The 12988-nt window shown below is 55.2% G+C and carries 11 protein-coding genes; 5 read left to right on the top strand and 6 right to left on the bottom strand.

Annotated elements, in window-relative coordinates:
- Positions 1-26: 26 nt before the first annotated feature.
- The gene (locus AC1QQ2_RS11765; RefSeq protein WP_249947132.1) at positions 27-1277 is read left to right on the top strand and encodes an MFS transporter; all 1251 of its coding nucleotides are present in this window, start codon (positions 27-29) and stop codon (positions 1275-1277) included.
- On the opposite strand, the gene AC1QQ2_RS11770 is transcribed toward AC1QQ2_RS11765, so the two are convergent.
- The 4 genes from AC1QQ2_RS11770 to AC1QQ2_RS11785 all read right to left on the bottom strand — a co-directional run bounded on the left by AC1QQ2_RS11770 (position 1278) and on the right by AC1QQ2_RS11785 (position 6358).
- Positions 1278-2045, bottom strand: a complete 768-nt coding sequence (locus AC1QQ2_RS11770) for a squalene/phytoene synthase family protein (protein ID WP_479713278.1) — start codon at positions 2043-2045, stop codon at positions 1278-1280. It abuts the gene before it with no gap.
- Positions 2042-3670, bottom strand: coding sequence for a citramalate synthase (gene cimA / locus AC1QQ2_RS11775; RefSeq protein ID WP_479713279.1), 1629 nt, complete (start codon positions 3668-3670; stop codon positions 2042-2044). The genes AC1QQ2_RS11770 and cimA overlap by 4 nt, the downstream gene beginning before the upstream one ends.
- Entirely contained in the window at positions 3670-5088 is a 1419-nt protein-coding gene (cysS, locus tag AC1QQ2_RS11780) for a cysteine--tRNA ligase (RefSeq protein ID WP_479713280.1), read from the bottom strand. Before cysS ends, cimA begins: the two co-directional genes overlap by 1 nt.
- A 172-nt stretch (positions 5089-5260) precedes the next feature.
- Positions 5261-6358 carry an anhydro-N-acetylmuramic acid kinase gene (locus AC1QQ2_RS11785; protein ID WP_479713281.1) on the bottom strand — a complete coding sequence of 366 codons (1098 nt, stop codon included), beginning with the start codon at positions 6356-6358 and terminating at the stop codon, positions 5261-5263.
- Positions 6359-6421: 63 nt separating this feature from the next.
- On the opposite strand from AC1QQ2_RS11785, the gene tyrS reads away from it, so the two are divergent.
- From tyrS to AC1QQ2_RS11805, 4 genes are all read left to right on the top strand, one after another.
- Positions 6422-7675: a tyrosine--tRNA ligase gene (tyrS, locus tag AC1QQ2_RS11790; protein WP_067547795.1), complete on the top strand. Its 1254-nt coding sequence runs from the start codon at positions 6422-6424 to the stop codon at positions 7673-7675.
- Positions 7676-7806: 131 nt separating this feature from the next.
- Positions 7807-8697, top strand: a complete 891-nt coding sequence (locus AC1QQ2_RS11795; RefSeq protein ID WP_479713282.1) for a DMT family transporter — start codon at positions 7807-7809, stop codon at positions 8695-8697.
- A 51-nt stretch (positions 8698-8748) separates the two neighbouring features.
- A complete protein-coding gene (gene eno / locus AC1QQ2_RS11800) occupies positions 8749-10023 on the top strand; it encodes a phosphopyruvate hydratase (RefSeq protein ID WP_067547789.1) in 1275 nt (424 codons plus the stop codon).
- Positions 10024-10107: 84 nt separating this feature from the next.
- Positions 10108-10527, top strand: a complete 420-nt coding sequence (locus AC1QQ2_RS11805) for a cupin domain-containing protein (protein WP_479713283.1) — start codon at positions 10108-10110, stop codon at positions 10525-10527.
- Between the two features lie 875 nt (positions 10528-11402).
- On the opposite strand, the gene AC1QQ2_RS11810 is transcribed toward AC1QQ2_RS11805, so the two are convergent.
- Complete coding sequence (locus tag AC1QQ2_RS11810) at positions 11403-11855, bottom strand: hypothetical protein (protein WP_479713284.1); 453 nt, start codon at positions 11853-11855, stop codon at positions 11403-11405.
- Between the two features lie 711 nt (positions 11856-12566).
- Entirely contained in the window at positions 12567-12866 is a 300-nt protein-coding gene (locus AC1QQ2_RS11815) for a YHYH domain-containing protein (protein WP_479713285.1), read from the bottom strand.
- Positions 12867-12988 lie beyond the last annotated feature (122 nt).

The following is a 12988-nucleotide window of genomic DNA, read 5'->3' on the forward strand; positions in this document are numbered from 1 at the left end:
AGGCGGTAACGAATTTAGGACTTCCCATGGATACGATCTATACCGACGACCGCCGCGCGAAACGCAACGTAGCAGTGCTGGTGGTAGCCCAAGCGATTTTGGGCGCGCAAATGCCGATGATCTTTGCCATTGGCGGTCTTGCGGGCAAACAACTGGCGTCGAACCCTTGTTGGGCGACATTGCCGATTTCGATGATCGTGTTCGGGTCAATGACCACTGCGCCATGGCTGTCGCCGCTAATGCAGCGCAATGGCCGTCAGTTTGGGTTCATGCTCGGTGCTTTTGCGGGGATGCTGGGCGCGATGATTTCGGCGGCTGGCCTCTATTTCGCGAACTTCCCGTTGTTCCTCTTGGGGTCCTATATCACGGGTATCTATATGTCGGCGCAGGGCTTCTACCGCTTTGCCGCGACAGACACAGCGACTGACACGTTCAAGCCCAAGGCGATTTCTTATGTAATGGCGGGTGGTCTGATTTCCGCAATCGTAGGGCCACAGTTGAACAAAGTGGTCGGAGACATCAATCCGGTCATTCCGTTCCTTGGCAGTTACCTCGCGATCGTGGCGATCAACCTGTTTGGTCTGTTCCTTTTCCTCGCGCTCGATCTACCAAAAGGCAGCAAGTCGGCGCCGAAAGTTCTGGATGCGCCGATCGCGCGGACACGTAAAGCGCTGCTCGCACATCCGCCGATCATCGTAGCAATCATCGTCGGCATGGTCAGCTATGCGCTGATGAACCTCGTGATGACCTCGACCCCGCTGGCGGTCGTGGGCTGCGGTTACGGCGTTGATAGTTCAAACGATATCGTCACCGCGCACGTTCTAGCGATGTTCATTCCGTCGTTCTTTACAGGTCACCTGATTGCACGCTTTGGCGTAAAGACGATCATGGCGACGGGCCTTGTGATCCTCGCCTTTGCTGGGATCGCGGCACTCGCTGGGGTTCAGCTCGCGGATGAGGCGTCGTCGCCGTCGCTGTTGAGCTTTTACGCAGGTTTGATCCTCTTGGGTGTCGGATGGAACTTTGGCTTTATCGGCGCAACAACGATGTTGGCGCAGGCGCACGAGCCGCATGAACGCGGTGTCATTCAGGGCCTGAACGACCTGTTGGTCTTTGGCGGCGTGACGGTGGCGTCGCTGGCGTCGGGCGGTCTGATGAACTGTTCAGGCGGGTCGCCGATTGACGGCTGGACGGCTGTCAACGTAGCGATGGTGCCATTCCTCGCGCTTGCTGGTGGATCGCTGATCTGGTTGGCGCTACGTCCAAAAGACCTCTGATCACCAACGGCCCGTTAGCTGTTTCAGCATGAGCGAACCCTTGCGGCGGAACTCTGACGTGGTCAGGCGTCCGTCGGGGACGGATTGTGGATCAGCAATAGCGGCTGACAGGATCGCCTTGGCCCGCCATCCAGCGCGCAAGGCTGGAACTGCGGGGCCAAAGTCGGTGCTGCGGTGTTTCGCAAGCATCCGAAGGCCATAGTCGGCGAGGTTCTTTACCTCGGCCAGTGTTTCATGGGCCAAAGGTTTGCGCCCTGCGGCCTTGATCGCGGGAACGGCCAATAGCCAGTTGGCGATGCCAGAGGCGATAGCGGCCTCGCGGATGGCTTCCTCTTTTTCCGTATCAGCACCGAGCGCCAAAGCCGCCAGTACGGTCAGGCTCCCTGCACCGCGGTCGATATGAGCGATCACGGCCTCTTCGTTTTCGAAGTGGTCGCCGTTGATGTCCCAATACCGCGCATTGATCATGGTCGAAATGACTGAGGGCGGCAGAGCGGTGGATTTCACGACCTCTGCAAAAGGACCCGCCACTTCATGCGCACGGGGCGGTTTGCCCTCGACCACTTCGGTCACGATGTCCTGCCACCATTGCAACCGCATTTGCGCGATCATAGGTTCGCGCGTCACCCAAGGGGCCTTTGCGACTTCTAGGTTGAAAGCATAGAGCGGAAAGAGTTTCGCCCGCGCCTCTGGCGGGGCGGCCATGGTCGCGAGAAAACGATCAGGGTCGCCCTGACGAACCAGTTCAGCGCAGGCGTTCAGGGTCATACGGGTTCGGCTCCGTCTTGGACGAGTTTCCAGTTCACGGCATCGAGGAGCGCATCAAAGGACGCGTCGATTATGTTCGCGGACACGCCGACGGTGGACCAACGACGGCCTGTGCTGTCCTCGCTGTCGATGATCACGCGGGTCACGGCCTCGGTGCCGCCATTGGTGATACGGACCTTAAAGTCGACCAGCTCCATATCCTCGATCAAGGACTGATACGGACCGAGGTCTTTGGCCAACGCCATCGACAGCGCATTCACAGGACCCGCGTCAGTCAGTTGATCCGCATGTTCGTTCTCGTAAAATGACGTCACGCGTTGTGTCCCGATCCAGACGGATACGACGGCCTCGGACACGCTGATCACTTCGCCCTTAGCATTACGGCGGCGTTCGGTGATCACGCGGTAACGGTCCACGTCAAAGAACGGACGCGGTTGGAACAACATCTCGCGGGCCAGCAGTTCGAACGATGCCTGAGCGGTGTCGTAGGAATAGCCACGCGACTCGCGCTCTTTGATCTCTTCGAGGAGACGCGGCAGAGCGGGATCTTTGTCGTCCACTTCAAACCCAGCCTCTGCCAAACGGCGGCGCAGGTTCGACTGGCCCGCTTGGTTCGACATCGGGATGATGCGGCTGTTGCCGACCAAAGCGGGGTCGATGTGTTCGTAGGTCGACGGGTCCTTGAGGATCGCGCTCGCATGAAGGCCCGCCTTATGGGCAAAGGCCGAGGCCCCAACATAGGGCGCCTGTTTCGCAGGCACGCGGTTCAGGATATCGTCGAGCAGACGCGAGAGTTTACGCATCCCCGCGAGAGCCTCGGTCGAGATGCCCGTGTCGAGCGTCGACTTATAGGGCTCTTTCAGCAAGAGCGTCGGGATGATCGTCGTCAGGTTCGCGTTGCCGCAACGTTCGCCCAGACCGTTCAGGGTGCCCTGAATTTGACGCGCACCCGCATCCACCGCCGCGAGAGAGTTCGCGACAGCGTGGCCTGTGTCGTCATGGCAATGGATGCCGATGTGGGACCCTGGGATGCCAGCCTCGATCACTTTGCCAACGATCGCCTTCACCTCGGACGGCAGAGTGCCGCCGTTGGTGTCGCAGAGCACGATCCAACGCGCACCAGCGTCAAAAGCGGCCTTTACCACTTCGAGCGCATAGTCAGGGTTCGATTTGTAGCCGTCAAAGAAGTGTTCCGCATCGAACAGCGCCTCACGGCCCGAGGCCACGATATGCGCGATCGAGGCGCGGACGTTTTCGGTGTTTTCTTGATACGTGATGCCAAGCGCGGTCGTCACATGGAAATCATGCGTCTTACCAACAAGGCACACTGCAGGCGTATTCGCGTTCATCACCGCCGCTAGAACATCGTCGTTTTCAGCCGAGCGCCCTGCCCGTTTGGTCATCCCAAAGGCCGTCATCGTCGCGTTGTTCAGCGCAGGCACCGCGTCAAAGAAATCGCTATCAGTCGGGTTCGCCCCCGGCCAGCCGCCTTCGATGTAGTCGATGCCGAGCTTATCCAGAGCGGTCGCAATCTTTTGCTTTTCACCCGTTGAGAACTGCACGCCTTGGGTCTGTTGACCGTCGCGCAGCGTGGTGTCGAAAAGGTAAAGACGTTCTTTGGTCATTATAGACCCTCCAGTTTCGCGGCATCGAACCCTGCGGCGGGCAGAAGTTCTACTCCAGCTTTGGACATGCGGACCTCAACGCCCGCCTCCATCAATGCGTTTTTCATCGCATCAACAGCGCTGAAATCTTTGGTTTCCATCGCGGCGTAACGGAGCGCTACCAGCGTATTGCGAAGAGCGTCTAACTTACGCGCAATTTCAGCTTCTTCAGGACTGTTTCCTATCCCAAAGCTGCTGCTCGCCATTTCATTAATGAACTGATTTCTCGTAGCATCAGAAAGGAAACCGAACCAACGCGCATGATCCAACAGAGATTGAGGATTCCATTGCAGCTGATTGATATACACGAGAGCCAAGTGTGTATTCAGATCATCTGCTAAGGAGTTAATAAATTTTTCGTTGGGATGAAAATCAATTGAGGGAAACAGGTCTGCAGTTAGGCGGTGCCAATGCCTTATAGTTTCTTTCGCCTCATCCTTTTTCTTTTCGGTCCAGTTCATCGGCTTTGAATAACGCGTATCCAACATCACGTACCGTACGACCTCGCCCGGAATGCCCTGATCCAAGAGATCGCGGACGGTAAAGAAGTTGCCCAAGGATTTGGACATTTTCTTGCCCTCAACCTGAAGCATTTCGTTGTGCAGCCAGACGTTCGCAAAGCCACCTTCGGGATGGGCGCAGCAGCTTTGGGCGATTTCGTTTTCGTGGTGCGGGAACTGTAGGTCGTTGCCGCCACCGTGGATATCAAACGATGCGCCCAAGAGTTCGTAGGACATGGCGGAACATTCGATGTGCCAACCTGGGCGGCCATAACCCCACGGGCTATCCCAGCCAGGTGTTTGAGCGTCCGAGGGTTTCCAGAGGACGAAATCCATCGGGTCCTCTTTGAACGGTGCGACCTCGACCCGAGCGCCTGCGATCATGTCGTCAACCGAACGACCCGACAGGGCGCCGTAGTTTTCGTAGGACCGCACGCGGAACAGAACATGGCCTTCTTTTTCGTAGGCGTGGCCTTTGGCGATGAGGTCCTCGATCATCGACACCATCGCGCCGATCCATTCGGTCGCGCGAGGTTCATGGTTCGGACGCATCGCGCCGAGGGCATCCATGTCGTCATGATACCACGCGATCGTTTCATCGGTGATGTCACGGATCGAGCGATTATCGCGGGCGGCGCGGGCGTTGATTTTGTCATCAACGTCAGTGAAGTTCCGCACGTAAGTCACTGCATCTGCACCATAAACATGGCGCAGAAGACGGTAGAGAATATCAAACACCAGAACTGGCCGCGCGTTCCCGAGGTGGGCGCGGTCATATACGGTCGGGCCGCAGACATACATGCGCACGTTCTGCGGGTCGATCGGTTCAAAGACCTCTTTTTTGCGGGTCTTCGAGTTATGGAGTTTGATCGTGGTCATACGGCCTCTCACACAGGGTTTTCGCCTGCGGGCTTAGCAACTTACTGATCCGAATGAAACGTGAAAGAGCGGCCCGCGTGACGTTTGTCAGCAGGTAATAATGCAGTTGATAATGATTGCGTTGCTCTTCATGCGGCTATCGTTAGCACTGGAATACGGGGCTGTCTATAGATCAGCGCAGGGGATGACTGACCGTGCCGCCGCCAACAGCCGCACCAACGCCCGTCGTCGAAGGACAAGAGGTCGGCAAACCACGGGCCACGCGGACGGCGAGAAAGGCAAAGGCTTGGGCCTCTAGCATATCCCCATCGAGGCCGGCATCCTCAACAGGTACAACCTCGCAATCGAGGCCAGCGGAGAGCATCGCCATGAGGGTCGCATTGTGCCTACCGCCCCCTGTGACGAGCAATTTTGCAGGGACTGAAGGACAGTGTTCCATGCCTTTGACAACAGCCATCGCCGCACAAGCCGTTAAGGTCGCTGCGGCGTCGGCGTCGGATAGGGTTTCGACCTCAGTCGCCAAAGCTGCGAAATCATCGCGGTCGAGGGATTTGGGCGGGATTTTGTAGAAATAACGATGGTCGAGGAAGCGGTTCAGTATCTCCTCATCCACGTTACCTTTGGCGGCGAGTTCACCGTTTTCGTCCCGATCCACGCCCAATCGTTCGACCATCAGATCGTTGATAGGCGCATTTGCGGGGCCCGTGTCAAAGGCGATCAGCGCTCCTGCGTCCTCTGGCTTTGCCTTTGATGGGTCGACCCATGTGATGTTGCCCACGCCGCCGAGGTTCAGGAATGCGACGGGCGCAGTGGCGCCGATGAATTTGGCAAGGGCGAAGTGATAGAACGGCGCGAGCGGCGCACCCTGCCCGCCCAGTTTCACATCGTTGCTGCGGAAGTCCCAGACGACAGGCCGTTCGAGCACTTCGGCCAGCAGTGCGCCGTCCCCGATTTGGAGCGTGCCACGGTTCGCGGGGTCATGGGCGACGGTCTGGCCGTGGAAGCCAATCAGGTCGACATCTTCGAACCCTGACAGGATTTGCGCATGGGCGGTTTCGATGACTTCAGCGGCCGCTTCGACCTCTACGCCGTCCCATTTCCCCAAAGCCGAGCGGAGTACCGCTGATTCCTCTTTGGAATAGGGACGGAATTCGGACGGGCCGAATTCGGTGATCGTGACGCCATCTGTCACCAAAACAGCCGCATCCACGCCGTCTAACGATGTCCCAGACATCGCACCAAGCGCCCGAATTGCCCCAGACTTCAACATACGCTTTCCCTCACCCGTTGAGCCGCTTATAGAGTGCCGCGAACGAAAACCAAGGACAAGACGATGACCTACCATCCCAAATCCGATTTCATGGCTGTCATGATGCAACGCGGCTTCCTTTCGGACTGCACGGATTATCAAGGCCTCGATGAGGCACTGAGCAAGGGCGTGGTACCGGCCTATATCGGCTTTGACGCAACGGCGAAGTCGTTGCACGTCGGATCGCTGATCCAGATCATGATGCTGCGTTGGCTGCAAAAGACCGGTCACCAGCCGATCACCCTGATGGGCGGCGGCACGACAAAGGTGGGCGACCCGTCGTTCCGTGCGGACGAACGCCCGCTGTTGACCGAAGACCAGATCAACGACAACATCGCAGGCATCAAGAAGGTGTTCGCGGCCTACATCGACTACGACACGGACGCGCCGAACAAAGCGCTGATGCTCAACAACGCAGAGTGGCTCGACGGTTTGAACTACCTCGAGTTCCTGCGCGATATCGGTCGCCACTTCTCGGTCAACCGAATGCTGTCGTTTGAATCGGTGAAATCGCGTCTCGACCGTGAACAATCGCTGTCGTTCCTAGAATTCAACTACATGATCCTTCAGGCCTATGACTTCCTCGAACTGAATCGCCGTTATGGCTGTCTGTTGCAGATGGGCGGATCGGACCAGTGGGGCAACATCGTCAACGGTATCGACCTGACGCGCCGCGTTGTGGACGAACAAATCTTTGGCCTGACCTCGCCGCTTCTGACCACCTCGGACGGCAAGAAGATGGGCAAATCGCAGGATGGTGCGGTCTGGCTGAACGCCGATATGAAATCGCCCTACGAATTCTGGCAGTTCTGGCGCAACACGACTGACGCGGACACGGGTCGTTTCCTGAAGCTCTACACCGAACTTCCAGTGGAAGAGTGCGAACGCCTTGGCGCTCTTGAAGGGTCCGAGATCAACGCGGCGAAGATCATCCTCGCAAACGAGGTCACAACCCTTCTACACGGTGCCGAAGCTGCGGCTGCGGCTGAGGCCACCGCGCGCGAAGTGTTCGAAAAAGGTGGCGTGGGTGATGATCTGCCGACGCTGACGCTCGACGCGGGCGAAGTGGCCGATGGTATTTCGCTGGCGCAACTCGTTGTCCGTTCGGGCCTCGCCAAAACCGGTAAGGACGGCAAGCGCCTGATCTCTGAAGGTGGTCTTCGCGTCAATGACGAGCCTTGCTCGGATGCGGGTCGTATGTTCAGCGCGGCTGATTTGGCAGAGCCGCTTAAGCTCTCGGCGGGTAAGAAACGCCATGCGCTGGTGACGATCGGTTAAACGATCAGAAAGAACCGAATAATGGGGCGGTCCAGTGGGCCGCCCTTTTTCGTGGTTAAGTTGCGACACTCTATTCCGTTTGATCAAATTTCCAGCTAAGTCGATAGCGCGAACATATTTGGGGCTAGACCATGGAAAACATCCGCGGCGCGATATTGATGACCATCGCAATGGCAGGCTTTGCGCTTGAGGATATGTTTATCAAGCTGGCCAGCGAGAACGGCATGCCGACCGGTCAGGTTCTAATCATCCTCGGCGCACTCGGCACGTTGGCCTATTGGGCGTTCATGTTGCCTAAGGGGATTCGCCTCCTCTCGCCAAAACTCATCGAAAAAGGCGTGGTGATCCGCAACATTGGCGAATTCATCGGCACGGGTGCTTACGTTCTAGCCTTCACGAGTGGCGCATTGGCGGCGACCTCGTCTGTGATGCAGGCCCTGCCCTTGTTTGTGACGATGGGGGCTGCGCTATTCCTTGGTCAAAAGGTGGGCTGGCGGCGTTGGACCGCGATTGGGGTCGGCTTTTTCGGGGTTCTCCTCGTGATCCAACCAGGGAGTTCGAACTACGATCCGCTGCTGATCCTCGCGTTTATCGGGGTTCTCGGCATGGCGATGCGCGATGTGACCACACGAGCGCTCAAGGGGCACCTACATTCGCTCCAGCTTGCCGCTTGGGGGTTTTTGACCATCGTTCCCTTGGGTTGGGCCATTCTGCTCTATTCGGGCGAGAGCTTCGTCCGTCCAACGACGCTGCAATGGGTCTATATCGTTGCAGGCGTTTTGATCGGCACTGGCGCGTATTATCTGCTGATCATGGCCTCGCGGCTTGGCGACATGGCGGTGATTGCACCGTTCCGTTACACACGGATTGTCTTTGCGCTGGCCGTTGGTCTGATCGTGTTTGACGAAGGTGACTCGATCAATGGCGTCATGCTCTTGGGCGTTCTTATTGTCATTACATCGGGGATTTATACGTTCTACCGCGAATCCCGCTCTCGTTCCGCTTCCCCTTCGTCAAGTTGACGGTTATAGAGCGGACGAAAATAACGACATTTCAGCACAGGACCTGTCTTCATGAGCACAATCATCGACATCCACGCCCGCGAAATCCTTGATAGCCGCGGAAACCCGACTGTCGAAGTCGACGTCATCCTTGAGGATGGCACCATGGGCCGCGCTGCGGTTCCTTCGGGCGCATCGACCGGCGCACATGAAGCCGTAGAAAAGCGTGACGGCGACAAATCCCGTTACATGGGCAAAGGCGTTCTCGAAGCGGTTGCTGCGGTAAACGGCGAAATCGCTGAGACCCTCGTCGGCTACGATGTTCTGGAACAAGTTGAGATCGACGAAGCGATGATCGAACTCGACGGTACCCCGAACAAAGGTCGTCTGGGCGCAAACGCGATCCTCGGCGTATCGCTCGCTGTTGCCAAAGCTGCAGCAGAATACACTGGCCAGCCGCTGTTCCGTTACGTTGGCGGCACCTCTGCACGCGTTCTGCCTGTTCCGATGATGAACATCATCAACGGCGGTGAGCACGCAGACAACCCAATCGACATCCAAGAATTCATGATCATGCCAGTTTCGGCAACGAACGTGAAAGAAGCGATCCGCATGGGTTCTGAGGTGTTCCACACCCTGAAAAAAGAACTCTCTGCTGCTGGTTACAACACTGGTATCGGCGACGAAGGTGGTTTCGCACCTGCACTGGAATCGACCCGTAAGGCTCTCGACTTCATCCTGACCGCGATTGAAAAAGCAGGCTACAAAGCTGGCGAAGACATCTACCTCGCTCTCGACTGCGCATCGACCGAATACTTCGTCGATGGCAAATACGAGATGAAGGGCGAAGGCAAATCGCTGACCTCTGAAGAGAACGCTGACTACCTCGCGGCGCTCTGCGCTGACTACCCGATCATCTCGATCGAAGACGGCATGGCAGAAGACGACTGGGCTGGCTGGAAACTGCTGACTGAAAAGCTCGGCGACAAGGTTCAGCTGGTTGGCGACGACCTCTTTGTGACGAACCCCGCCCGTCTGGCAGATGGCATCGCTCAGGGCGTTGCGAACTCCATGCTGGTGAAAGTGAACCAGATCGGTTCGCTGACCGAAACCCTGAAGGCCGTCGATATGGCGCATCGTGCACGTTACACCAACGTCATGTCGCACCGTTCGGGCGAAACCGAGGACGCGACCATCGCTGACCTCGCTGTTGCAACCAACTGCGGTCAGATCAAAACAGGTTCGCTGTCGCGCTCTGACCGTCTGGCAAAATACAACCAGCTGATCCGTATTGAGGAAATGCTGGGTGCGACCGCTCAATACGCAGGTCGTTCGATCCTGAAGTAATCAGGTCGAAATCTAATTGAGAAGCCCCGCCGTGTGCGGGGCTTTTTCGTTGTAGGACGAGTGGTTGCGTCATAGGCTAAGGACATGACAGCCGACGATATCATTGCGCACCTTGATCTGCAGCCACATCCAGAGGGCGGGTTTTACCGTCAAACGTGGATTGCGGATGGTGACGGCCGCCCTGCGGGGACTTGCATCTATTTCCTGCTCAAATCAGGCGAAAGCAGTCATTGGCACAAGGTCGATGCTGTCGAGATTTGGCACTACTACGCGGGTGCCCCGATCATTCTTTCAATGGCTGCGGATGATGTTGGACCAGCCGTTGATCACATCCTCGGGCCTGATCTGCTCGCTGGTGAAGCCCCGCAAATCATTGTGCCCAAAGATCACTGGCAGGCCGCGAAAACGACTGGTGATTGGACGCTCGTCGGCTGCACGGTATCGCCCGCGTTCCAGTTCGAAGGCTTCACCCTCGCGCCGCCAGAGTTCGATATTCAGAGGTAAATGGCGCACCCGACAGGATTCGAACTCCCTGCACTCGCAAGAGATTGCATCCCTTATTTAAAAGGTTATAACCAAAACATCAAGTCCACCACTACCTACATTTTGTACCAAAGTTTGTACCAGAGTTCGGTCTATGATGAGGGCTATTGTTTACGAAGTAGATCGGAACTTCTCACGCACCTCCCCTCACCCACACCAAAGCTTTATTTAACGGTGCGAAACTGCAAGTATTCCATCCACTAATCACAATTGGCGGGGGGCATGGGGGAAACCACCACTCGTCTCTCGATGAATACCCCTTCAGATTTTTTTGAATATTTTTTCGCAGCCCAACGTTAAACAATTGTAGTGCCACCTGAGGGATCAACATGGCTGTCGAACTTTTCTAGATGTTGGCCTTTAGGGACGAGAAATGCTCTAGCGTCGTACTCTCAGGGGAGAGACGACCTTCAGCCCTTCATTTGGGGGCTTTCTTCAAAGGTGATATTTCAGCCTTCTAGTTTTACTGCGCTCGCCTATAGCAAATCACTAGCTGTTCTTTTCCAAAGGGTCGTTTCATTCTAGATTCCGCGTGGGTGCAACCGAGTTAAATCGGACCTGCTCGTTAGTTTCTTCTCGAAAGTGTCCGACTATTGAAAGTGAGCCCATCTTGACCACAAACCTCGACCGCCTCGACGTATATTTATCGTCCGATTACAGCCCTGAAGATTGCATGATGATCTCTGACTTGGTCGGCTTCCTTCATGGGATTGCATGCAGTCCTGAGCCTCCCCCACTTAACCGGTCCACCGCTATGTTTAAGAAGCGGAGGACCAGTAATGGCAAACATACGACCAAAGCCCGAAGAGATCGTTACAAAGTTGCGAGAACTTAGCTCAAAACGATTGGCACTGCCCTAACACTATCTTCTCCGGTAAATACTCATCGAATTGTTCGCCACGCTCTGTGCCTTCGGCAAGCCATCCTCCAGGACCGAGTAAAGCAAGGACAAAACGTTTATTCTCTGTCGAATATGTAAAGTGCATCGTTGCAACCAAAGAGTTGACGCAGGTAATCGCATCTGGAGCTTTACTGGGGAAATAACTACCGCAATAATATTTAGTATCCGTACCTTGGACACCAGATAACTCCGACATATCATCGTTAAACTTAATAGCGTAACGACGACCAAACTCTTCATCACCATAGAATGATCCCCAGCGATCGAATTGGTGCTGCATTCCGGCCATGTGTTCCTCAGTGCAATAAAGCACGGTTTCAGCCGTCACCACCATTGAACTAAGGGCAAAAAAACAAGCTGTAAGAGTGAGCCGGCCCAGAAGTGCCATATCATGATTACCTTAAATATCTGAATGTATTGGTTATGAGTATGTTCGCGTTTTTCTGTTAAACAAATCAAGAACTATATCGGATCGGAGCCGCAGTACCTTAAGTAGTTTCGAAAAGTCTAACATATTATCACAGCCGATTTTAACTATCATCCAATGGCTTCTTAACACTGCGTGACGACGCTTTCAGCTCGTAGATCATAAAGACTACCGACCAAAAAACTAAATTTAGGATCGCATAGTCGACCCCCTTGCTGTGCAACCAATAAGTTCCATAAAAGCCGAGCCCAAAATAAATAAGTCCAGAAATCAAAAAATGCCCTAGGAATCCGTCCCTTTTCAGCTCTCGAAGGCCGTTGATCAGCCACCAAATTGCCGCCAGGGGCAAAACGTAAATCAAAAAATTCCTTATAGCTTCAAGAAGTCCATCTAGGTACTCCACTATCATTTGACACTCCCAGGCGGCCTCATCTGATTGCAACATAGTAAATAGCAGTACATCCTTGCCTGTTTATCCATTGCTGTGAAGGTTCAAGGGCGAATTGTGAGCCGGTCCTTACCCGGAAACACCCCAAACGATCAGCAGCTACATGGCACCAGAGTATTGCTCAAAACGAGCCAGTAGTCAGTGATGTACTTTGATCTCTGTTATAATTCTTACACGCAATCGAGCTCGAGGAAATCCCAATCCAGCGCCTTGAAGTATTGCACTTAGTTCCTCGGCAGTCGCCCTCCCGCCCTCAAACATTCATTAATGTTGGCATAGGCAACAAAGTTCCTCGTTTGTTGATAATATCTCGATCCACGAGCATGGCAGATACCAGTACGAGATAATTTCACCTCGGGACTGCTCTGCGGAGTTACGACTTGGGGTCGATGGCAATGATACGGCTGTGAACCCGCATGACATCCTTGAGCGTTTAAGCCCCCAGAGTGAGCGTTAACTGATGGCACTGTGAACAAGGTAGAGGCCGCTACTAGGGTAACGGATAAAAAGCGATAACCCTTCATAGAACCTCCTATCGGCAGTAGCCGTGCGAAATCAAAGATCGACTTAGTGCAGTTTCAAACTCTGCATACTTTCCACCCGAATACCTACGGCAATCACGGCCATAGCCATTTTGAATAATGAC

It is taken from the genome of Aestuarium sp., assembly GCF_023253315.1.
Classification (GTDB): domain Bacteria; phylum Pseudomonadota; class Alphaproteobacteria; order Rhodobacterales; family Rhodobacteraceae; genus Marivivens; species Marivivens donghaensis.

Coding starts and splice junctions, on each gene's coding strand:
- AC1QQ2_RS11765 (WP_249947132.1), top strand. CDS start 27: ATGGATACGATCTATACCGACGACCGCCGCGCGAAACGCAACGTAGCA.
- AC1QQ2_RS11770 (WP_479713278.1), bottom strand. CDS start 2,045: ATGACCCTGAACGCCTGCGCTGAACTGGTTCGTCAGGGCGACCCTGAT.
- cimA (WP_479713279.1), bottom strand. CDS start 3,670: ATGACCAAAGAACGTCTTTACCTTTTCGACACCACGCTGCGCGACGGT.
- cysS (WP_479713280.1), bottom strand. CDS start 5,088: ATGACCACGATCAAACTCCATAACTCGAAGACCCGCAAAAAAGAGGTC.
- AC1QQ2_RS11785 (WP_479713281.1), bottom strand. CDS start 6,358: ATGTTGAAGTCTGGGGCAATTCGGGCGCTTGGTGCGATGTCTGGGACA.
- tyrS (WP_067547795.1), top strand. CDS start 6,422: ATGACCTACCATCCCAAATCCGATTTCATGGCTGTCATGATGCAACGC.
- AC1QQ2_RS11795 (WP_479713282.1), top strand. CDS start 7,807: ATGGAAAACATCCGCGGCGCGATATTGATGACCATCGCAATGGCAGGC.
- eno (WP_067547789.1), top strand. CDS start 8,749: ATGAGCACAATCATCGACATCCACGCCCGCGAAATCCTTGATAGCCGC.
- AC1QQ2_RS11805 (WP_479713283.1), top strand. CDS start 10,108: ATGACAGCCGACGATATCATTGCGCACCTTGATCTGCAGCCACATCCA.
- AC1QQ2_RS11810 (WP_479713284.1), bottom strand. CDS start 11,855: ATGGCACTTCTGGGCCGGCTCACTCTTACAGCTTGTTTTTTTGCCCTT.
- AC1QQ2_RS11815 (WP_479713285.1), bottom strand. CDS start 12,866: ATGAAGGGTTATCGCTTTTTATCCGTTACCCTAGTAGCGGCCTCTACC.